Below are 19,129 nucleotides of genomic sequence, written 5' to 3'. Positions count from 1 at the left end.
CAGTCACTCGCAAAACACGATCAGGCATGAGGTTTCGTCAATAAACGGTCATTTGAAAAAAGCAAGGGCGCACGACGAAACTTCACAATGCCGGTGATTCCTGGCGCCGGTGGCACGATGACAGGTCAGCAAGGCCAGGGCAGGCGCCATGCCGCTCAATCCCCCGCATTCACGCCCGGCAAGAATTCAACGCCGGTGCGCCTGACGAGTTCCCCATAGCTGATCGGTGCGGAACCCCGCGTCGCGTTGTCATTGAGCTGCCAGTACGCCCATGCCCGGTTCTTGTCCTCGTCGTAGACGAGCTTGAACAGGTATTTGGGCACGCGCACCTGGCCCGGGCCGATCCCTTTGCTCTGGGCGATGCTTGGCGCATAGACCGGCCCGGTGATGACATACACGTCGCCAGTCGCCCGGCCCGCATATTTCTTGGTCGCATCCTCGACCGAGACGCGCCAGGTGCCCTGGTTGTGCTGGGGCGCCTGGGGCACCATGTTGGCCAGGGAAAAGCTCTGGGCCATCGCCGCCGGGGTAGGCATCTGACCGGCCGGCGCCAGGTGACCACGGTCGTAGTCGCTGCCGCGGTAGTCCTCCAACGTGGCCCGTTCGGCCGCGCGCAGGCGCGCATCGGCAAAGAAGTTGTCGGTGCGCTTTTGCTTGGCATCCGCTACCAAAGCGCGGTTGAGCTTTTGCGCGACATAGACGGCCGTCTTGCTCTCGCCCGAGTGCAGGATCGCAAAGGCGTCGTAGCACAGGGCGCGATGCGTCGGCCGGGGCGTGACCACGGGCGGACGGCCGCTAGCAAAGAAATGGCGGCAGGCTGAAAAATCGCCCGTGGCCGGGCTTGCCGCCGCGCCGCCCGTGCGCGCTGCAGGCGCGGACTCGGGGGCACCAGGGGGCAAGGCGCGGCCGTAGGTGCGCAGCGCCGCGCCCAGGTCACCGGCAAGCGTTTGCACGCCGGCGCCGGCCGCTTCGAGCTTGCGCCCGACCGGCAGGTCGGTGCAGGAGTGGGCCGACAGGCCGATCGCCAGGGCTACCAGGGCATAGATGAAGTGGGATTTCCTGCGCGGGGATGAGGGTTTGGTGGAGGCGCGTTTTCTCATGGTTTCTTTTTTTGTTCGATGAAAGCTGAAACGCTGGCTCAGATGAGCACCTTGAGGGTATGCGGGTGGACAGGGGAAATGTCAGAACTGGCGTTTGCCGCAGTGGGCGTGCAAGCTGCGAAGACGAATCTCATCTACATACAGAATCAATAAGCCACCTTGAAGGTGGGCGAATCCTCAGGCCGGGAGCCGCGCCGGTCATAGACGCGCGTGGTGCTGATGCTCGCGTGGCCCAGCCACTCCTGGACCTTGGCGATGTCGGCCTGGTGCTCCAGCGCGTTGGTCGCGGCCGTGGCGCGCAGCGCGTGCGGCCCCATGTTGTCGCCGCAAATCCCCACCTGGGCCATGTAGCGCACCACGACATCGGCGTACACGCTGCCGGGCGTGAGGGCGCTGGCCAGCGCGCCGGCCTTGGGCGCGCGGGTGCGCCGGAACAGCGGGCCATCCGCTTCCTGGCCATGGCCGCTGGCGGCCAGGTATTCGGCGACCAGTCGCAGCGAGTGGGGGTGCGCGGGCAGAAAGCGCAGCTTGCCGCCCTTGCCCTGCACGCGCAAATGCGGAACGCCCCGGCGCTCCTGGCCAAAATCCAACACCCGCAGCTTGGTGAGTTCCTCGCGGCGCAGGCCGTGGTACAGCAGCACCGACAGGATGGCCCGGTCGCGCTTGCCCTTCAAGGTATCGGCGGGCGGCGCATCGAGCAGCCGGCGCGCCTGCGCGTCGCCCAGCGCTGGCGTCCTGCCTTCGCTGGTTTCGGCCTTCGGGCGCTTGACGCCGCGCACCGGGTTGTGGGTGACCGCATTGGACTCGCACAGGTAGTCGTAGAGCGAAGCCAGCGCGGCGAGCTTGCGCCGGATGCTGGCGCCGGCCAGGCCTTGCTTTTCGAGTTCGGCGCGCCAGGCCAGGATGTGGCCGCGCGTGACGGCGCGAAACTCCTCGGGTTGATTGATGCCGGTGAAGACCATGAAGGCGCGCAGGTCATTTTGATAAGCGCGCTTCGTTTGCACGCTGTCCAGATTGGCAAACCACTGGGCCTCGGGCGGCACCTCGGCCAGGCGGGCGAACTCGGGCGCGGTCAGCGCGCGCGCCAGGCCAGGCGCTGCCAGTTCGCGGGTCTTCAGGGGAGGGGGTGCGGCGTCCGGCATGGCTCTACAGCGCCACGGTCAGCCGGGGGCGTCCGCCCTTGCGGCCATTGCTGCGGGCTGCCGCCGTCTTGGCGGGACTGGTTTGACGCCCATTGCGCGCGGCAATCAAGGTGGCGGCCATGTCCATCAGCGGCTGGCTGGCCGAGACCAGGCCGGCAATGGAGATGTGCAGGTCGCGCGCTTCCAGGCACAGGGCGCTGCCGCCAAAGCCCAGCGTCAAGGCCTGCAGCTCGGCGTCGTTCAGCGCCGCCAGTTCGGGGTAGTTGCGCACCGGCAGGGCGACGGCGCTGTGATCTGGAAAGCTGAACAAAAGCGATTGCAGCTGAGGGACGTACTGCAGCGCCGTGGCATGGATGCCTTCGCCGCCGCGCTGGCGGCCTCGCTCCAGTGCCTCGGTCAGCACCTCCTGCGTCACCGGTTCATCGAACCGGCTCTGGACTTTCACGGTCGTCGTCATAGCGCGATCTCCACAGGGCTGCTGGCCCCCTTCAGTTGCAAAATGGTCCGGTAGCGCGGTGCATCGAAGAGGGCAGCCTCAATGAGCCGCGCACCGGGCCGCTTGTCCTGCGGGTCCGCCACCTCCCCGGCCTCCTGATCCCACAGCTGGTTGACCAGGCAGACCGACTGCACGGCCTGCCACCAGCATATCCGGGCGCGGCGCAGATGCGCAGGCGTTCTCAAGGCCTGGCGCAAGCCCTCCAGCACGGCCACCGTGGGCTGGCGGTGAACGGGAACCACATCCATCAGGCGCACGCCGCCGTGCCAGAAGCTGAATTCCAGGCGCGCCTCCCAGTCGCTTGAACCCACATGCACATGGGGCGGACAGTGCTCGTTGCGGGTGAGGACTGCCATTAGCAAACCCCGGTGCGTACAGACCTTCATAAAATCCCAACAGTTGGGTTATTGTAGTCCAGTCTAAGTTCAGGCGCCATTCATTCTAACCATTGATAACCTGTTTTATCAATGGTTGATGGTGGAAGACGGGCAGATGCAAGTGCCATGGGCGCAGGCTCGGCAAGGGCCGGTCTGGAACAAACGTGACGGACGCGTGGGCAGCGAGCCTGTGTGAAAACGCTGAGATCTTGCCTATCTGGGTGGTTTCCCCGCGCGTTGACGCCCCTACGGTTTCATTGATAGGACGAACACATGAAGCGATGCACTCAAAGAAGGGAACGTAGTGAAACCACGCTATCCGCAACACATGCCGACACTTTGTGATGCTGTGCCGGGAACTGAAACTGCTGACGCAAGCTGTTGTGGCCGTGGATGGCAGCAAATTCAAGACGGTCAACAACCGTGAGCGCGAGATTGACGAAAGCATCCAGCGCTACCTGGACGCACTGCAAACCCTCGATCGCTCCCAGCCCGCCGAATTGCAAGACAAGAGAGAGCGCTTGCGGGGCAAGGTTGAGAAGATGCATCCAACGGCTGAAAGAGATCAAAGAGATCAAGGCGCAGGTAGAAAGGCAACCCGATAAGTAGCTATCTTTGACAGACTCGGATGCGTGGGCGATGACCACCCACAGCATGAAGGGCACTGTCCTGGTGGCCTACAAGGTGTAGCCGTGTTGGCTACCTGCTGTTTCAGACCCTAAGCGATGTTGGCGCCATTTCCGCAATCACCGCTGCCAGGGTGCGTATTCCCTGCTCAATCTGATCGGTTCTCAAGCTGGCATACCCCAGGATCAGTCCGGCTGGGCGAGGCTGCATGGGCGAATCGGGGTTGGCAAACAGCGGCGTCACCGGGTAGACGCCAACGCCCTTGCCCCGGGCTGCGGCCACCAGCGCGGGCTCGTCCTCAGACCGCAGGTGCGGCAGCCACAGCACCATGTGCAGTCCAGCCGCCGTACCACTGAGCCGGGCATCCCCCGGAAGATGGCGCGCAATGGCGTCCAGCAAGGCCGTGCGGCGGCGCTCGTTCTCGCGCCGCATGCGCCGCACATGGCGCTCGTAGGCACCGCTGTCGATCAAGGAGGCCAGAACGCGCTGCTCCAGCACGGGCGCATGGCGGTCGGCCAGTCGCTTGGCTTGCCGGAACACCGGCACCAGCGCGGGCGGCAGCACCAGGTAGCCTAGGCGCAGCTGCGGGGACAGCGCCTTGGAAAAAGTGCCGATGTAGATCACGCGGCCGTCGGTGTCGATCGACTGCAACGCGTCGATCGGGCGCTGGCCATAACGGAACTCGCCGTCGTAATCGTCCTCGACGATCCAGGCGTCGCGCTGCCCGGCCCATTGCAGCAACTCCAGGCGCCGGCCGATGGGCAGCACCCCGCCCAGCGGGAACTGGTGCGATGGCGTCACATACGCCAGGCGGATACGCTCGTCCTGGGAAAGGCGGGCGGTGTCCAGGCCATGCTCGTCCACCGGCGTGCTCAGGCACCGGGCGCCGGTGGCCTCGAAGCAGCGCCTGGCCATCAGGTAGCCGGGCTCCTCAAAGGCAAAGGCGTCCCCCGCATCGAGCAGCAGCCTCGCGCACAGGTCGATGGCCTGCTGCGATCCGTGCACCACCAGAATCTGCTCAGCCTCGCAGGCCAGTCCCCGGGCACGCCGCAAATAGCCCTGGATGGAGCATCGTAGCCAGGCGTCGCCTTCGGGCGGGACGTAATAAAGGCTGTTTTGCTGGCGCAGCAGTTCGGCCTGGTAGGCACGCCGCCAGAGCAGGGTCGGAAAGTCCCGGGAAGCCACCGCACCGTACAGAAAGTCGATGCGGACCGGTTCAGCCTGCGTCAATGCCGGCATGCCGATTCCCGTCAGGCGGCGTCCAAACCCGGACAGGGATGGGGCATGCTTGGCGCGTCGGCTTGTGTTGGTTTCGGATGGTGCGGGCGCAGCCAGCGGGCTGGCCACCCGGGCCACCCGTCCCATGGCCGTGACAAGGAAACCCTCGGCCGCCAGTTGCTCGTAGGCAGCGGTGACGGTGGTGCGCGACACCGCCAGCTCGGCGGCCAGGGCTCTCGTGGAGGGCGCGCGCGCTCCCGGAACCAGTGTGCCATCGGCAATCTGAGCGCGCAGCAGGTCGTAAATTCGGCGTCCGGCCCCGGTGGCGCCGGGGTGGGAATCGGTTGGCTTGCGAGACTGGACCATAAATAATGAAAAAAACTGGACCTTCTCATTGTGCCGGTTGTGGACAATAGTGAAAAGGATTGCGACATCACTCACTCATTCCCTTATTCACCATGTACATCCCTGAACACTTTGCTGAAACCCGGCCTGACGAACTCGCCCGCATCATCCGCGAACACCCGCTGGGCATGCTTGTCACACAAGGGAGCGTCGGACTCGATGTGGACCACATCCCGTTCGAGTTCGATGCTGGCGTGGGAACGCCTGGCGTTCTTTCGGCCCATGTGGCCCGTGCCAACACGCTGTGGCAGCGCTGCCCCACGGGCAGTGCGGTCATGGTCGTGTTTAGCGGTGCCGAGGCCTACATCTCGCCGAACTGGTATCCGAGCAAGCACGAAGCGCATCGCCAGGTGCCAACCTGGAACTACGAGGTCGTGCATGCGCATGGCACGCTCACCATCCATGACGACGAGCGCTTCGTTCGCCGCATCGTCGCGCGCCTGACACGCCAGCACGAGGCGGCCGAACCCAGGCCTTGGCGGATGGGGGACTCCGCGCCCGAGTACATCGACACCATGCTGCGCAGCATCGTGGGCATCGAGATATCCCTCACTTCGCTGGTGGGCAAGGTCAAACTCAGCCAAAACAAAGAGGCGCGTGATCGCCTCCATGCCGCCGATACCCTTGAGGCACGGGGGCGCAGCGACATGGCGCAGGCCATGCGCAAGGCCGGGTGATCAACACACGGCTATTTCTCTTCCACCGATAGATGTACACCTCCACCTTCACGTTCGCAAAACGCGAGTTCGATGACGAGTTCCACGCCATCGACCATGCGATTGCCCAGATTGCGAAATCCATCCCCGGCTACTTGGGCGAGGAGAGTTGGGAGAACCCTTCAACCGGGCTCATCTCCAACGTGTACTACTGGAAGACCATGGAGGCACTTCAGGCACTGGCGGAGCATCCCACGCACATGGCCGCGAAGCAGCGGCAGGCGCAGTGGCTCAAGGGCTATCAGGTCGTCATCGCCCAGGTGGTCTGCACCCATGGCGACGGCGGCATTGCGCACCCGCTCGCTCGCGGTGGCTGTCAAGGAAGTTGTCGCCTGAAGTGAAGTGAGTCAGGCTGTTTTTTGCTTGGATTCAGGCTCCTTGGTTTGTTGCTTGGTTTCTGGGTTGAGGTGCACGACATCGACATGCGCCCACTGGCGAGGCTGCCCTGACCAGCGCTGAGGATTTTCCTGGCGGGCCTGTTCATAGACGAGCGCGCGCTGCTCAAGCAGTGCCCGGTCCAGGCCGGCATGGCGCTGCGCCGGTGTCACGAAGCCAATGGCGCTGTGGCGATGCTCGTGGTTGTACCAATGGGCCAGCTCGGTGACCCAGCGCCTTGCGGCCAGCAGGTTCTCGAACGGCTTGACAGGCAGTTCGGGGCGGTACTTCAGCGTTCTGAACGCTGATTCGACGTACGGATTGTCATTGCTCACGGACGGACGGCTGCGCGTGTGCGCCACGCCCAGGCGCTGCATGGCCGCCAGCATGGTCTCGCCCTTCATGGGCGAGCCGTTGTCCGAATGCACCGTCAGCTGGCCCGGGCGAATGCCCTGGCTCTCACAGATGTCACGCAGCAACTGGCTGGCCAGCTCGGCGCTCTCGCAGTCAAACACCTGCCAGCCCACGATCTTGCGGCTGAACAAATCCTCGAACAGGTACAGGTAAAAGTGCTGGCCGCGCACCTGAGTGGGCAGATACGTGATATCCCAGCAGAACACCTGATCGGCTCCGGTGGCGGCAAGGGCGCGCGGCCGGCTTCGCTTTTGCGCTGCGCGCTCCGAGCGTCGATGGCCCAGTTGGCCCTGCTGTCGAAGTATTCGGTACATCGTGGACTCCGAGGCCACATAGACGCCGCGGTCGGCCAGGCGAGGCACGACTTGGCTCGGCGGCAAGTCCTTGAACGCTTCGCTGTTGAGCGTGGCCATCACCGCCTGGCGCTCGTCCTCGCGCAGCTTGTTGGGCGGGCACACATAGCGCCGCTTGCCCGAAGGACGCTGGTCGCCCTCGGCCGCCTGCGTGCGCTGCCAGCGCTGCACGCTACGGCAGGACAGCCCGATTTGATGGCAAGCCGGCTTCAAGCGCGCCCCGTCGGCGCAGGCCTTGCCGATCAGGCCGAGCAACTTTTGGCGCTGCTGGACGGACGTCATTTGTCCGCGCCCTCCAGCAGCGCCTGGAAGTTTTTTTGCAACACCAGCAAGGCGGCTACCTCGGCCAGCGCTTTTTCCTTGCGCCGCAATTCACGCTGGAGCTGCTCGTGCTGACGCTGGAGTTCTCGAAAGGCACCCGTTGCCTCGCGCGAGGCGGGCGCGACCGGGGTGCAAAACTCTTCGCGCCACTGCACCAACTGGTGCTCGAACACACCACGCTCGCGGCACCACGCCGCCAGTGCCGGGCCATTGAATGCGTAGCTTTCCTGCAGAGCCCTCAGGCGCTGCGATGGCGACCAAGATGCAGCCGGGCCGTCCAGCGCAGGGCTTGTCTCCCCGAGTGCCTGTTCGCCGGCCTTGGCCGAGTCCAGCACCCATCGCTTGAGGGTGCCGGCAGACATGTTCAGCTCGCTGGCAAGGCTCAGAATTGAACGCGCGCCGCGATGGCGGGCTTTGAGCAGTGCCTGCTCCTTGAATTCGGTGGAGTGATGGGAATGAGGTTTTCTGTGCATGAAATGTCGCTTGCGCTGCGGATAACCCGCGGAAAATCGGAGGCGACAACTAGTCTGACACAGGGGGCAAATTCGGCTCCATTGTGAATGGTGGGGTTCACTTTGACTGAACTTTTGGCACATTACTGACTGTGTTGCCGTTGAATAAACAACAGCTTTAGGGGGTGCAAATCGTGAATTGGCCGGCCATCATCCCGCAGCCAAGGTTGCATTCAGTGTCAAAGCGCCTGAACGGGACAAGGCTTTATTCAAGGCGGTAGGCTCAAGTAACTCGAATTTTGAACATCAGCTTGATAATCCAAAGTAATGTTACTTCGCGAACGCCTGCCCCAGGCGCGGGGTTAGGAAGCTCAAAACTTGAGTTTTGAACTGATGGGCAGGTATTTATGACAAGCGATTGGTGTCATTTGGCGCTCAAAAAAACGGGTTTTATAAACTGTTATTTCGGCCAAGAGAAAAAGTCGGAGCACGGTGTCCGAAGGCTGTCATTCGACCAAGCTATGCTTTTGCGTCGGTTACGTTGCTGTGGTCCAGACTCGCGCTACGCCGGCGCGAGGAGCGCGCCGCTCTCCCTAGCCCTTGTGACGACGTTCCTTCGCCGGAAGTGAACGCAGGGCTGCTTGCGCTTTCTCTTCCTGGGGATGACGCAAGCGCTTCGTTCTTCGACATCCCCGAGCTGCGACCCTGCCTGGGCAGCAGGTCTATAAGCGCTTGCAGGGCCGGGCTAGCCTCGCCCGACCAGACTAAATGCGTGTGGTTAATGCGCAGCCGCGCTGGCAGCCGATGGCGCTGCACCGCAGTGCCCAGTACAGCGTGTTCGAGCACCTCTGCAGGAACAATGGCTACGCCAGCGCCGCCAGCGACGCACGCCACGATCGCGTGGTAAGAACCAAGGTCCAGCATCCGTCTAGGTGAAATGTCTCCTTCGCTCAGCCATTCCTCTAGTCGGCGGCGATAGGAGCAGCCGTGCGGGAAGGTTATCAGCGTCTGGCTACCTAAGTCGGCGGGGCGTCGCAGTGCCGGCGCGCCTAGTGCAGTAATCAGCACCAACTCTTCCTCGAAGGCCGGAAGCATCGAAAGGCTTGCCTTCTCGAAGGGCTCCGAGACGAAGGCAGCCTCGACCTCGAAGTGATCCAGCCGGCGCAGCAAGGCGCCAGTCGTGCCGGTCTGCAGTTCGATCGAAACTTCCGGGTACTTTGCGTGGAACGCCGAGAGCACAGGGGGCAGCCTAGCGCCCGCAGCGCTTTCCAGCGACCCCAACCTCAACACGCCCCGCACGACCCCACTTCGCATTTCCTGCTCGGCCAGATCAGCCATCTGCAGCAGTCGCTCGGCGTGGCCGAGCAGCGTGCGACCAGCATCGGTAAGCACCAAGCCTCGGCCCTGACGACGAAACAGCGAGACGCCTAGGCGCTCCTCGAGCTGCTTGATTCGCGTAGTGACATTCGAAGGAACGCGGTGCAGCTGACTCGCCGCGCGCATTACCCCTCCTTCCCTGACGACACAGCGAAAGATGTACAGATCGTCAAGCTCCATCATTCTCATTCTTCTCATTTTAAGAAGCTTATGACTTAATAATTCAGTTTTCAAAGTATTTTTCTGTGGGTCTAATACAAATCACGATGGACACACCGCCTTACCTTATTGCCCGCCCCGATCGTCCGATTTGGCTCATTGTCAGCAGCGGCATCGTCGCGCTTGCCGTTGCCATGGGCATTGGTCGTTTCGCTTTTACGCCGCTCATGCCGCTCATGCTGCGGGACGGCACGCTGAGTGCTGCCGACGGCGCTGAGTGGGCGGCCGCGAACTACATCGGCTATCTGCTTGGGGCGTTGACCGCGGCCCGGTTCTCCGCCAATCCACGGCGCGGCCTTCATTTGGCCCTGTTCGGGGTCGCGCTGGTGACGCTAGGAGCCGCATGGGCGGGGGGCGGAACACACGCACTCCTCGGCGCAATGCTGCGCGGCGCCGCCGGCATCTTCAGTGCCTGGGCGCTGGTCTGCACAAGCAGCTGGGGATTGGCGGAGCTAGCCCGGCGGCAGGCACCGCAACTCGGCGCACGGATCTACATCGGTGTAGGCCTGGGCATTATGCTGGTGGGCATGCTTGCCTGGCTTGGAGGACAGCAGCCAGCCCAATGGCTGTGGCTTGAGATGGGGTTGCTCGCCAGTGCTGGTGCCGTGTTCGTGAAACTGAATTTGCAGGATGAAGGTGCGATAGTGACGGTATCTCCCCCTTCGTCGTCGCCTCCACAAAGTGCGAAAGAGGGACACTTGCCTCTCGTGGTGTGCTACGGCATCTTCGGCTTTGGCTACATCGTGCCGGCAACCTTTCTGCCCGCGATGGCGCGCCAGCAGGTCTCCGACCCATTGGTGTTCGGACTCACCTGGCCACTGTTCGGGTTGGCGGCAGCCCTGTCTGTCGTGGCCGCAGCGCGCTATCTGTCGGCGTGGCCCCGCAGGCGCGTCTGGGCTCTGGCCCAAGGGACAATGGCGCTAGGGACTGCATTGCCAGTGGCGACACAAGCGCTCTGGGCACTTGCAGCCTGCGCGGTGCTCGTGGGCGGCACGTTCATGGTCGCGACGATGGCTGGACTGCAGCTCGCGCGCGAGCGGCTTCCCACCAATCCAACGTCGCTTCTGGCTCGAATGACCGTTGCCTTTGCTGTCGGGCAGCTCCTAGGCCCACTGCTGGTTCGCGCTCTGGGCCCTGGCAATGTGGCCGGCTGGGACGCCTTGGTATGGACCAACGCTGCAGCCACCGTGCTTCTACTGTTTACGGCAGTTTGGCTGTGGCGGGACACCGGTTCTTCACCCTCAACCTTAACGAAAAAATTACGATGAAACCTGTCCCTTCGATGACTTCTCCACGGGTCTTTCCTGAAGCTGGCCAGCCCGAGCGTCTGGGTCCACCTGCAACCCTTGACGCCGCGCAGCAGGAGGCGGCCGACGAGTTGATCAATGGCCCGCGTCGCGGCGTTTACGGTCCCTTCCGGCCCCTGCTGCACCGCCCGCCGCTGCTGCGTGCAGTAGCCAAGGTCGGCGAGACCTTGCGCTACGAAGGTACGCTCGATGTCGCACTGCGCGAGTGGACGATCTGCGTCATCGCGCGCGAACTCTCCAATGTCTTCGAGTGGAACATGCACCTGCCGCTGGCAACTGCAGCCGGTGTGCCCGCGCAGGCGCTTGCGGCCTTGGACGCCGGCGAGCCTTCTCCACCGGACCTGCGAGCCGATCTCGCGCTCGCGCGCACGGTCGGGAGCGAACTGGTCAGCCAGCACCGCCTGAGCGATGAGACCTGGGTGGAGGCAGTGCGGATGTGGAGCGAGCCGACGGTAGTGGAACTGCTCACGCTGGCAGGCTACTTTGCAATGGTGTGCTGGCTGATGAACGTAGCACGTACGCCGGGGCCGACGGCCTGAGCGGATCAAGGATCCTTTCGGGTCGTAAGCGCAACAGCCAGTTGCACAATTGCCATTCATCATTGCGCGAGCTAAGGCTGCAGCGAGTTTCAAAGCTCTTGAATGGAAAAAGCTAAAAATGGTGGCTAGCTCATAACTTGTAAGTTCTGAGCCAGACCTGAAAACCTCATGAAGCCAAGCTCAAAAGACACTGAAACAGGTTTAGAGCCTGGCTTATAGGTGGCGGCCTATCTTTTGAGCCAGCTCGGGATATGCTGCTTTTGCCACGTAGCCGGGTCAAGGGCAGGCTGCGTTAGCAGTCTGGCGAAGCGAACCCTTGAGCTGGCCTAGTGGCCAATACGCTATCCATTGGAAGCAAGCGCTGCAGGTTTGCGCTTGGTGCCTTGGGTACATGCGGTTTTGCCGCCAGATTTACGCGGTTTTGCGCAGCCGCTAACAAACCTCAAACGATCCGCCACCAATCGGCGCGATGGCGTGTTCCTGCGCGGTGAGTTCGAGCGCTTCGGTAATGGGTTTGTTTTTTGCACCCTATCAAGTTCCACGAGAACCCGCTGCGATGTGTCTTCACGCCAGTTCTCGAGACCTGATGTCGAAGAAAATAGCCTTGTCTGAAGAAAAGCTACAAATTTCGGACAGATAAAAGTCTGACAAAATATGCGATCGTCCGAAATAAACCATATTTTTCGGACAAAACTCTTGCGTAAAGTCCGAAAAACGCTTACAAATATCGGACACTCATGTCCGACCTTAAATCCGCCGTTTTATCCCTGATCAAAGCCGACGGGCCTGGCCATGTCTGGGTGCCGACGGACTTTGCTGCCTTCGGCAACCGCGACGCCATCGACAAGACGCTGCAACGCATGGTCCGTGATGGTGAACTGCGGCGTGTCGACAGGGGGCTGTACGACAGGCCGACCATCAACCGTCTCACCAAACGGCCCACCAGTCCAGACTACCGCGCCGTCGTGGACGCCATTGCGCGCCGGGATCAACTTCGGCTGCTCGTTGACGGCATGACTGCGGCGAACGACCTCGGTCTGACCGACGCAGTGCCCGCCCGCGTCACGATTCATACGGATGCCCGGCGACGGTCCGTCAAGCTGGACAACCTCGTTGTTGAGTTCAAGCAGACGGCTCCCAGCCGCCTGTACTGGGCCGGCCGGCCGGCGATGCGTGTCGTGCAGGCTCTGCACTGGTTGAAGGACACCTTGGCCACGGACCGGCAGCGAATTTTAAGCAAGCTGAGCAAGCTGCTGGCAGATACGGTCCACGGTGATGCCGTACGCAAGGACCTTCTGGAAGGCTTTGGTACGTTGCCGACCTGGATGCAAAATCTCGTTCGCGAACTGCCGGGATGCGATCCAAAAACTGCCACTGCCACAGTGCTCAAACGACCGCAGACCAGCGTAGGCGCTAAACGCCCCCGCTCGAAGAGAGCGATCGGGGAGGCTATTTGAACCCTGATTTCCAAGCCGTTATCGTGGCGGACGATGCCGAGCGCCGGGATCTTTTCCTCGGTACGGCGGCGCGCTTGGGCACCGCTGTCCAGAATGTCGAGAAGGACTTCTGGGTCTGCTGGACCCTGGACGCGCTCTTCAATGGCCTGCCCCCTGGCGGCCCGCGACTGCTGTTCAAGGGCGGCACCTCCCTGTCGAAGGCTTTCGGGCTCATCTCTCGCTTCTCCGAGGACATCGACATCACGGTCTTTCGCGCTGACCTGGGTGAGGTTGTCGAAGCGCAAGACCTAGAGGGACTCAGCGGCAAAAAGCGCCGCGCCCGGCTCGATGCCATCCGCGATGCCTGCCAGCGCTACATCGCCGGGCCGTTGGCCGCGCAGTTCATCGACATCGCGGCCGCCGCGATTCCCGCAGGACGTTTCCGGCTGGAGGCAGACCCCGACGACAAGGACGGTCAAACCCTGCTGTTCTGGTATCCCGCAGTCACAGGGGCCGAAGGCGATTACATCCGCGCCGCCGTTAAGATCGAGGCCGGTGCCAAATCTGCGCTGGACCCGCACATCGCCGCAACAGTGACGCCTTATGTGGCGGCCGACTTGGACGATCTGGACCTTGCCGTTCGCAATGTCAGGGCGGTGCAACCGGAACGAACGTTCTGGGACAAGGTCATCATCCTCCACGGTCTGCGCCAGTGGTACGACCGTCGTCAAGAACTGCGGCACGAAGGCCAACGGGTATCGCGTCACTACTACGACATTCATCGACTCGCGCAGGCGCAGGGCGCGCAAGCCTGGCAAGCCGATCACGGTCTTGCCGCCGACTGCGCAAAGCACGCCAGGCTGTTCTTCGGCAGCCCGGACCTGGGACTGGAATCTGCAGCCGTAGGCACGTTCACGCTGGTCCCTGACGACGCGATGCAGGGCGCACTTGGGCGGGACTACGCAGCCATGTCGGGAATGATCTTCGGCGACATCCCGCGCTTGGACACAGTGTTGGCCAGCGTCGCGGCCTTGCAGGAAGCGATCAACGCCGCAGCTCCCAAGGCGGCCTTGCGCACAGCGGCCCCCAGATGATCGACTACCCGCCACCTGTCTTCAGGCTAATGACGGGGAAGGCGGCTCCAGCCCTTGCCGCCAAGCCCATGGCCTGACTCTTGCGTGACTGAAGCCGGGTCTGCTGCGGCGCACCAAGGCGCTTCCCAGTCGCAAACGCAAGTAAACACGGCCACCAGCACCGCTTGGTGCCCGCTGTTTCAAGTGCCTTGCAACGGTGTATGCCGCAAGACTCCAGGTGTTGGACTCAAAACACCTGTTACGCAAATAGTACGGCCACAAGCTGCTATTTATTTGATAGTAACTATGCCTTTGATGGCATCGCAGGAGTTACCTTTATGAACCGCACAGTTTCCCTGAACATCGTCGATGAAGTGGCCACGGTCACGCTAATCCACCACGGCAAGTTCAACGCCATGTCGCGCGTGATGTGGCGCCAGTTGCGCACCGCTTTCGAACGCATCCAGCAGCACCGCGACGTGCGCTGCGTGCTGATGCTGGGAGAAGGCGGGCACTTTTCGGCCGGTGGCGACATCTCCGAATACGCCGACTTTCGCTTCGAGGAGGCCCGCCTGCGCGAGTTTCATGAAAGCTATATCTGGGGCGGGCTCAAGGCCATGCTCGACTGCGACGTGCCCATCGTCGCGCAGATAGAGGGTAACTGCATGGGCGCGGGCGTCGAGATGGCCAGCTGCTGCGACCTGCGCATTGCCGCAGCTACATCCCGTTTTGGTGCGCCGATTGCCAAGCTCGGCTTTCCGATGGCCCCGCGCGAGGCGGCGCTGGTGATGTGTGCCGTGGGCGAGCTGACGGCGCGCGAGATGCTGCTGAGCGCCGCCGTGTTCGATGCGGCCGAGATGAAGCAGCGCGGTTTTCTGAGTCAGGTGGTGCCGGCCTCCAGGGTGAGCGCCGCAGCGCTCGAGCGCGTGGCGCGCATCATCGAGCTGGCGCCGCAGGCCGCCCGCATGAACAAGGCCTGTTTCAGGGCGCTGGCGCATGTCCTGCCTACGCAACAAGCGACTGATCTGATAGCCGCTGCCTATGACTACGCCGATTCTGCCGAACACCGCGAGGGCATCGCCGCCTTCATGGAAAAACGCACGCCAGAGTTTTCGCAAGCTGCTGCAGCGCAGGCCAATTTTTGACGGACTAACCGAGACGCCTGACCCCGCACCACCTGTTTGCCGCGTGAGGGCCGCCTTTCAGCCTAAACTTAACATAATGAAATTGGTGGAATGTGATGGCTGTGGCTCTGAAGGCTGGGCAGAAATTGACTTTGGTACCCATCATGGTTCCAATCAAATCACCACTCCTCCTTTGCCGCGTCATTCAATTGGCTCCCGGCTCAGGACGAAAAAAACCGCTCAAAGGCGGTTTTTTCATGCCCGATTGCTTTTTCAGAGAGCCACTTTGGTGACAAAGAAAACGGCCGTCTACGTCGACGGCTACAACTTGCATTACGGCCGGTTGCGCAATACGCCGTACAAGTGGCTCGACCTGGTGCGGCTGTTCGATGACCTGCTGACCGTTCAGGACGGTGTCGCTCGCATCGATGCGGTCAAGCTCTTCAGTGCGCATGCCCTGGCGCGCTTTGCCTCGCACGGCAACGCCTCGGTGCAGGCACAGCAAGCGTACCACCGGGCGCTGCAAACCCTGTATCCAGAACGCTTTTCCATCGTTCTCGGAACCCACAGCATGGACAACAGCGGCGCCCTGGTTCCTGTCTTTCGCGACGGCATACCCTACGCAGGAATGACCGGGTAAGGGTCTGGAAGATCGAGGAAAAAAAGACCGATGTGAATTTGGCCATGTCTTGTCTCGTTGCTTCATCCGACTGCCTGCGGCGTCGGCAGGGCGCGGACGTTAAGTCTCGCTACTCACCCATTTGGCGGTCCACCCCTTGAACAAGACTATTCGCGCTGGGCTTACGTACTTCGCCATCGTGCTTGGTACTGGCTTCGTGCTTGGTGTCTTTCGAGTCCCCTTTCTCGTACCACGCATAGGCGAACGCTGGGCGGAACTCGCAGAGATGCCCATCATGGCAACTGTCATCTTCCTTGCTGCTGGCTTCATCCTTCGGCGTTTTCCTGCAATATGTTCGCCTGGCCGTTCCCTGGCCGCTGGGGTTCTTGCGCTTGCCTTGTCGGTCTGCTCCGAACTCGGCCTTGCAGTTGTCCTCCAGAGCCAGACGCTTGCCGAATTCCTCAATAGCCGAGACAAGGTTTCAGGCTCTGTTTACATTGCCTTGCTGCTGGTCTTTGCAGTTATGCCACGCCTTCGTCTTCGCAGCCATGAGTAAGCCGTGGCCAACAACAGCGAAGCCTAACTGGCCCAAGTAATTGTCGTCAACCAGGGCCATCAGCTTTTTAAACTGCGCTTGGTCAGGTTGGGTAGACTAAGGACTGAATCTGGAAATCTGCCTTGGAAGCTCCAATCATCAACCGCTACCGAGGCGACTTTGTCGCCTGGACGGGGGGGTGCGGGTTCATCGGCGAAGGTGGGGGCGGGGGCGCGCCCATTTCGCCTCACGCTCATTACGCGATACAGCTTGTGATTGGCGCGCCGACAGGACTGCGCGTTCAGTTCGGCCGGCGAGGCGAGTGGCAAACCTGCCCGGCAGCGCTGGTCCCCTCGCGAGCGACGCACAGCATTGACGTCAATGACTGCGAATGGAGCGCTGTGCTGTTCATCGAGCCAGAGACACCCGAAGGCAAGGCACTTTCCTCAAGGCTGCAAGGCAGGCTTGAGCTGCTCGATGCCGACTTCGTTGCAGCGGCTACCCGGCGCCTGGCCATGGCTTGGCGCATTGAAAAGAGCTACGACGCGGTCAAAGCCGCGTGCCTTGAACTCGTGCATAACATTTCCGGGACCACCTTGCGCAAGCCATCGGACCCGCGCGTATTGGCGGCGGTTGAATATATCGGCCAACGGGTGGGCCAAACCGTCTTGCTGTCCGAGGTCGCTGAAGCCGCGAACCTGTCTGCGGGGCGCTTCCGGCATCTCTTCGTCGAAGAAACCGGCATGCCCTTGCGGACCTACCTATTGTGGCGACGGCTCTTGCATGTCTGGACGCTTTTGATGCAGGGCCAGACGCTGTCGAGCGCAGCCCATGCTGCCGGGTTCGCCGACTCGGCGCACCTTTCTCGCACGGCACGCTCGATGTTTGGTCTGGCGCCCTCGGCCTTGCAGATGAACGGCCCGCTTAGTAGCCGCTCGCGAATGCCGCAGCATCACCTGGGCTGAATAACCGGGCCTGTGAGCGTGCCCAGGAACGCGGCAAGATCCTTGACGTCGTCGGCGGAGAGGCGGATGCTTTGCCGCTGCGCGTGCTTTTGCCCGGGCTGCGCCAGTTCGCTGTGGCCGATGATGGCTTTGGGCGAAGAGGCGTAGTGCTGCACAACCTCATCAAGGCTGGCGAACTGGCCGGCATGCATGTAGGGAGGCCTGGCGGCAACATTGCGCAGGCTTGGCGTGCGGAACGCGGCAAGCTGACCCGTGTCGTTTGCTGTCAGGAACTGCAGTTCACCGCATTGCTCTGGTTTTGCGTCCGGTGGCTGTCAAGGAAGTTGTCGCCTGAAGTGAAGTGAGTCAGGCTGTTTTTTGCTTGGATTCAGGCTCCTTGGTTTGTTGCTTGGTTTCTGGGTTGAGGTGCACGACATCGACATGCGCCCACTGGCGAGGCTGCCCTGACCAGCGCTGAGGATTTTCCTGGCGGGCCTGTTCATAGACGAGCGCGCGCTGCTCAAGCAGTGCCCGGTCCAGGCCGGCATGGCGCTGCGCCGGTGTCACGAAGCCAATGGCGCTGTGGCGATGCTCGTGGTTGTACCAATGGGCCAGCTCGGTGACCCAGCGCCTTGCGGCCAGCAGGTTCTCGAACGGCTTGACAGGCAGTTCGGGGCGGTACTTCAGCGTTCTGAACGCTGATTCGACGTACGGATTGTCATTGCTCACGGACGGACGGCTGCGCGTGTGCGCCACGCCCAGGCGCTGCATGGCCGCCAGCATGGTCTCGCCCTTCATGGGCGAGCCGTTGTCCGAATGCACCGTCAGCTGGCCCGGGCGAATGCCCTGGCTCTCACAGATGTCACGCAGCAACTGGCTGGCCAGCTCGGCGCTCTCGCAGTCAAACACCTGCCAGCCCACGATCTTGCGGCTGAACAAATCCTCGAACAGGTACAGGTAAAAGTGCTGGCCGCGCACCTGAGTGGGCAGATACGTGATATCCCAGCAGAACACCTGATCGGCTCCGGTGGCGGCAAGGGCGCGCGGCCGGCTTCGCTTTTGCGCTGCGCGCTCCGAGCGTCGATGGCCCAGTTGGCCCTGCTGTCGAAGTATTCGGTACATCGTGGACTCCGAGGCCACATAGACGCCGCGGTCGGCCAGGCGAGGCACGACTTGGCTCGGCGGCAAGTCCTTGAACGCTTCGCTGTTGAGCGTGGCCATCACCGCCTGGCGCTCGTCCTCGCGCAGCTTGTTGGGCGGGCACACATAGCGCCGCTTGCCCGAAGGACGCTGGTCGCCCTCGGCCGCCTGCGTGCGCTGCCAGCGCTGCACGCTACGGCAGGACAGCCCGATTTGATGGCAAGCCGGCTTCAAGCGCGCCCCGTCGGCGCAGGCCTTGCCGATCAGGCCGAGCAACTTTTGGCGCTGCTGGACGGACGTCATTTGTCCGCGCCCTCCAGCAGCGCCTGGAAGTTTTTTTGCAACACCAGCAAGGCGGCTACCTCGGCCAGCGCTTTTTCCTTGCGCCGCAATTCACGCTGGAGCTGCTCGTGCTGACGCTGGAGTTCTCGAAAGGCACCCGTTGCCTCGCGCGAGGCGGGCGCGACCGGGGTGCAAAACTCTTCGCGCCACTGCACCAACTGGTGCTCGAACACACCACGCTCGCGGCACCACGCCGCCAGTGCCGGGCCATTGAATGCGTAGCTTTCCTGCAGAGCCCTCAGGCGCTGCGATGGCGACCAAGATGCAGCCGGGCCGTCCAGCGCAGGGCTTGTCTCCCCGAGTGCCTGTTCGCCGGCCTTGGCCGAGTCCAGCACCCATCGCTTGAGGGTGCCGGCAGACATGTTCAGCTCGCTGGCAAGGCTCAGAATTGAACGCGCGCCGCGATGGCGGGCTTTGAGCAGTGCCTGCTCCTTGAATTCGGTGGAGTGATGGGAATGAGGTTTTCTGTGCATGAAAT

At 62.4% G+C, this 19,129-nt stretch carries 21 protein-coding genes and 1 pseudogene; 10 read left to right on the top strand and 12 right to left on the bottom strand.

Going from position 1 to position 19,129, the window contains the following annotated elements; all coding sequences use genetic code 11:
- Positions 1-155: 155 nt before the first annotated feature.
- From ABLV49_RS23655 to ABLV49_RS23630, 6 genes are all read right to left on the bottom strand, one after another.
- Entirely contained in the window at positions 156-1,100 is a 945-nt protein-coding gene (locus ABLV49_RS23655) for a DNA/RNA non-specific endonuclease (protein ID WP_349282573.1), read from the bottom strand.
- Positions 1,101-1,246: 146 nt separating this feature from the next.
- The gene (locus tag ABLV49_RS23650) at positions 1,247-2,242 is read right to left on the bottom strand and encodes a tyrosine-type recombinase/integrase (protein ID WP_349282571.1); all 996 of its coding nucleotides are present in this window, start codon (positions 2,240-2,242) and stop codon (positions 1,247-1,249) included.
- A 4-nt stretch (positions 2,243-2,246) separates the two neighbouring features.
- Positions 2,247-2,699: a DUF2442 domain-containing protein gene (locus ABLV49_RS23645; protein ID WP_349282569.1), complete on the bottom strand. Its 453-nt coding sequence runs from the start codon at positions 2,697-2,699 to the stop codon at positions 2,247-2,249.
- Positions 2,696-3,094 (bottom strand): DUF4160 domain-containing protein, encoded by a 399-nt coding sequence (locus ABLV49_RS23640; protein WP_349282567.1) that lies wholly within the window; start codon positions 3,092-3,094, stop codon positions 2,696-2,698. Before ABLV49_RS23640 ends, ABLV49_RS23645 begins: the two co-directional genes overlap by 4 nt.
- Positions 3,095-3,402: 308 nt before the next feature.
- A complete protein-coding gene (locus tag ABLV49_RS23635; RefSeq protein WP_349282565.1) occupies positions 3,403-3,771 on the bottom strand; it encodes a hypothetical protein in 369 nt (122 codons plus the stop codon).
- Positions 3,772-3,826: 55 nt separating this feature from the next.
- Positions 3,827-5,326 (bottom strand): PLP-dependent aminotransferase family protein, encoded by a 1,500-nt coding sequence (locus tag ABLV49_RS23630; RefSeq protein ID WP_349282563.1) that lies wholly within the window; start codon positions 5,324-5,326, stop codon positions 3,827-3,829.
- A 92-nt stretch (positions 5,327-5,418) separates the two neighbouring features.
- Here ABLV49_RS23630 and ABLV49_RS23625 point away from each other — a divergent pair, with 92 nt between their 5' ends.
- Both ABLV49_RS23625 and ABLV49_RS23620 read left to right on the top strand, forming a co-directional pair.
- Complete coding sequence (locus tag ABLV49_RS23625) at positions 5,419-6,042, top strand: FMN-binding negative transcriptional regulator (protein WP_349282561.1); 624 nt, start codon at positions 5,419-5,421, stop codon at positions 6,040-6,042.
- A 32-nt stretch (positions 6,043-6,074) separates the two neighbouring features.
- On the top strand, positions 6,075-6,422 hold the full coding sequence (locus ABLV49_RS23620) for an antibiotic biosynthesis monooxygenase family protein (RefSeq protein ID WP_349282559.1): 348 nt from the start codon (positions 6,075-6,077) through the stop codon (positions 6,420-6,422).
- Between the two features lie 6 nt (positions 6,423-6,428).
- Here the strand turns inward: ABLV49_RS23620 and ABLV49_RS23615 are convergent, their stop codons facing one another.
- The 3 genes and pseudogenes from ABLV49_RS23615 to ABLV49_RS23605 form a co-directional block, all read right to left on the bottom strand.
- Positions 6,429-7,505 (bottom strand): IS3 family transposase, encoded by a 1,077-nt coding sequence (locus ABLV49_RS23615; protein WP_349276567.1) that lies wholly within the window; start codon positions 7,503-7,505, stop codon positions 6,429-6,431.
- Positions 7,502-8,017: a transposase gene (locus tag ABLV49_RS23610; RefSeq protein WP_349279284.1), complete on the bottom strand. Its 516-nt coding sequence runs from the start codon at positions 8,015-8,017 to the stop codon at positions 7,502-7,504. Before ABLV49_RS23610 ends, ABLV49_RS23615 begins: the two co-directional genes overlap by 4 nt.
- A 572-nt stretch (positions 8,018-8,589) precedes the next feature.
- A pseudogene (locus tag ABLV49_RS23605) lies at positions 8,590-9,553 on the bottom strand (LysR family transcriptional regulator).
- 86 nt (positions 9,554-9,639) lie between these two features.
- On the opposite strand from ABLV49_RS23605, the gene ABLV49_RS23600 reads away from it, so the two are divergent.
- From ABLV49_RS23600 to ABLV49_RS23565, 8 genes are all read left to right on the top strand, one after another.
- Positions 9,640-10,860 (top strand): YbfB/YjiJ family MFS transporter, encoded by a 1,221-nt coding sequence (locus ABLV49_RS23600; RefSeq protein ID WP_349282555.1) that lies wholly within the window; start codon positions 9,640-9,642, stop codon positions 10,858-10,860.
- Complete coding sequence (locus ABLV49_RS23595; protein WP_349282553.1) at positions 10,857-11,438, top strand: carboxymuconolactone decarboxylase family protein; 582 nt, start codon at positions 10,857-10,859, stop codon at positions 11,436-11,438. The genes ABLV49_RS23600 and ABLV49_RS23595 overlap by 4 nt, the downstream gene beginning before the upstream one ends.
- A 737-nt stretch (positions 11,439-12,175) precedes the next feature.
- Positions 12,176-12,895, top strand: coding sequence for a DUF6088 family protein (locus tag ABLV49_RS23590; RefSeq protein ID WP_349282551.1), 720 nt, complete (start codon positions 12,176-12,178; stop codon positions 12,893-12,895).
- Complete coding sequence (locus ABLV49_RS23585) at positions 12,892-13,968, top strand: nucleotidyl transferase AbiEii/AbiGii toxin family protein (protein WP_349282549.1); 1,077 nt, start codon at positions 12,892-12,894, stop codon at positions 13,966-13,968. Before ABLV49_RS23590 ends, ABLV49_RS23585 begins: the two co-directional genes overlap by 4 nt.
- A gap of 317 nt (positions 13,969-14,285) precedes the next feature.
- The gene (locus ABLV49_RS23580; RefSeq protein WP_349282548.1) at positions 14,286-15,092 is read left to right on the top strand and encodes an enoyl-CoA hydratase/isomerase family protein; all 807 of its coding nucleotides are present in this window, start codon (positions 14,286-14,288) and stop codon (positions 15,090-15,092) included.
- Positions 15,093-15,357: 265 nt separating this feature from the next.
- Positions 15,358-15,711 carry a hypothetical protein gene (locus tag ABLV49_RS23575; protein WP_349282546.1) on the top strand — a complete coding sequence of 118 codons (354 nt, stop codon included), beginning with the start codon at positions 15,358-15,360 and terminating at the stop codon, positions 15,709-15,711.
- Positions 15,712-15,847: 136 nt separating this feature from the next.
- On the top strand, positions 15,848-16,246 hold the full coding sequence (locus ABLV49_RS23570) for a hypothetical protein (protein WP_349282544.1): 399 nt from the start codon (positions 15,848-15,850) through the stop codon (positions 16,244-16,246).
- A 122-nt stretch (positions 16,247-16,368) separates the two neighbouring features.
- The gene (locus tag ABLV49_RS23565; RefSeq protein WP_349282542.1) at positions 16,369-17,190 is read left to right on the top strand and encodes a helix-turn-helix domain-containing protein; all 822 of its coding nucleotides are present in this window, start codon (positions 16,369-16,371) and stop codon (positions 17,188-17,190) included.
- Here ABLV49_RS23565 and ABLV49_RS23560 read toward each other — a convergent pair.
- The 3 genes from ABLV49_RS23560 to ABLV49_RS23550 form a co-directional block, all read right to left on the bottom strand.
- Positions 17,178-17,381, bottom strand: coding sequence for a hypothetical protein (locus ABLV49_RS23560; protein WP_349282540.1), 204 nt, complete (start codon positions 17,379-17,381; stop codon positions 17,178-17,180). The two genes, ABLV49_RS23565 and ABLV49_RS23560, sit on opposite strands and share 13 nt — an antisense overlap.
- A gap of 154 nt (positions 17,382-17,535) precedes the next feature.
- On the bottom strand, positions 17,536-18,612 hold the full coding sequence (locus tag ABLV49_RS23555) for an IS3 family transposase (protein WP_349276567.1): 1,077 nt from the start codon (positions 18,610-18,612) through the stop codon (positions 17,536-17,538).
- Positions 18,609-19,124 (bottom strand): transposase, encoded by a 516-nt coding sequence (locus ABLV49_RS23550; RefSeq protein WP_349279284.1) that lies wholly within the window; start codon positions 19,122-19,124, stop codon positions 18,609-18,611. The genes ABLV49_RS23555 and ABLV49_RS23550 overlap by 4 nt, the downstream gene beginning before the upstream one ends.
- Between the last annotated feature and the right edge of the window lie 5 nt (positions 19,125-19,129).

Origin of the sequence: Polaromonas hydrogenivorans (assembly GCF_040105105.1) — a bacterium.
In the GTDB taxonomy this organism is placed as follows: Bacteria; Pseudomonadota; Gammaproteobacteria; order Burkholderiales; family Burkholderiaceae_C; genus Polaromonas; species Polaromonas hydrogenivorans.
This window is presented reverse-complemented; position numbering and strand designations above follow the sequence as displayed.

Bases quoted from the DNA above. Each gene is read 5' to 3' on its own strand.
- ABLV49_RS23615 (WP_349276567.1), bottom strand. From the start codon at position 7,505: ATGACGTCCGTCCAGCAGCGCCAAAAGTTGCTCGGCCTGATCGGCAAG.
- ABLV49_RS23580 (WP_349282548.1), top strand. From the start codon at position 14,286: ATGAACCGCACAGTTTCCCTGAACATCGTCGATGAAGTGGCCACGGTC.
- ABLV49_RS23620 (WP_349282559.1), top strand. From the start codon at position 6,075: ATGTACACCTCCACCTTCACGTTCGCAAAACGCGAGTTCGATGACGAG.
- ABLV49_RS23655 (WP_349282573.1), bottom strand. From the start codon at position 1,100: ATGAGAAAACGCGCCTCCACCAAACCCTCATCCCCGCGCAGGAAATCC.
- ABLV49_RS23560 (WP_349282540.1), bottom strand. From the start codon at position 17,381: ATGCATGCCGGCCAGTTCGCCAGCCTTGATGAGGTTGTGCAGCACTAC.
- ABLV49_RS23555 (WP_349276567.1), bottom strand. From the start codon at position 18,612: ATGACGTCCGTCCAGCAGCGCCAAAAGTTGCTCGGCCTGATCGGCAAG.
- ABLV49_RS23610 (WP_349279284.1), bottom strand. From the start codon at position 8,017: ATGCACAGAAAACCTCATTCCCATCACTCCACCGAATTCAAGGAGCAG.
- ABLV49_RS23640 (WP_349282567.1), bottom strand. From the start codon at position 3,094: ATGGCAGTCCTCACCCGCAACGAGCACTGTCCGCCCCATGTGCATGTG.
- ABLV49_RS23595 (WP_349282553.1), top strand. From the start codon at position 10,857: ATGAAACCTGTCCCTTCGATGACTTCTCCACGGGTCTTTCCTGAAGCT.
- ABLV49_RS23645 (WP_349282569.1), bottom strand. From the start codon at position 2,699: ATGACGACGACCGTGAAAGTCCAGAGCCGGTTCGATGAACCGGTGACG.
- ABLV49_RS23625 (WP_349282561.1), top strand. From the start codon at position 5,419: ATGTACATCCCTGAACACTTTGCTGAAACCCGGCCTGACGAACTCGCC.
- ABLV49_RS23600 (WP_349282555.1), top strand. From the start codon at position 9,640: ATGGACACACCGCCTTACCTTATTGCCCGCCCCGATCGTCCGATTTGG.
- ABLV49_RS23630 (WP_349282563.1), bottom strand. From the start codon at position 5,326: ATGGTCCAGTCTCGCAAGCCAACCGATTCCCACCCCGGCGCCACCGGG.
- ABLV49_RS23650 (WP_349282571.1), bottom strand. From the start codon at position 2,242: ATGCCGGACGCCGCACCCCCTCCCCTGAAGACCCGCGAACTGGCAGCG.
- ABLV49_RS23635 (WP_349282565.1), bottom strand. From the start codon at position 3,771: ATGCTGTGGGTGGTCATCGCCCACGCATCCGAGTCTGTCAAAGATAGC.
- ABLV49_RS23550 (WP_349279284.1), bottom strand. From the start codon at position 19,124: ATGCACAGAAAACCTCATTCCCATCACTCCACCGAATTCAAGGAGCAG.
- ABLV49_RS23590 (WP_349282551.1), top strand. From the start codon at position 12,176: ATGTCCGACCTTAAATCCGCCGTTTTATCCCTGATCAAAGCCGACGGG.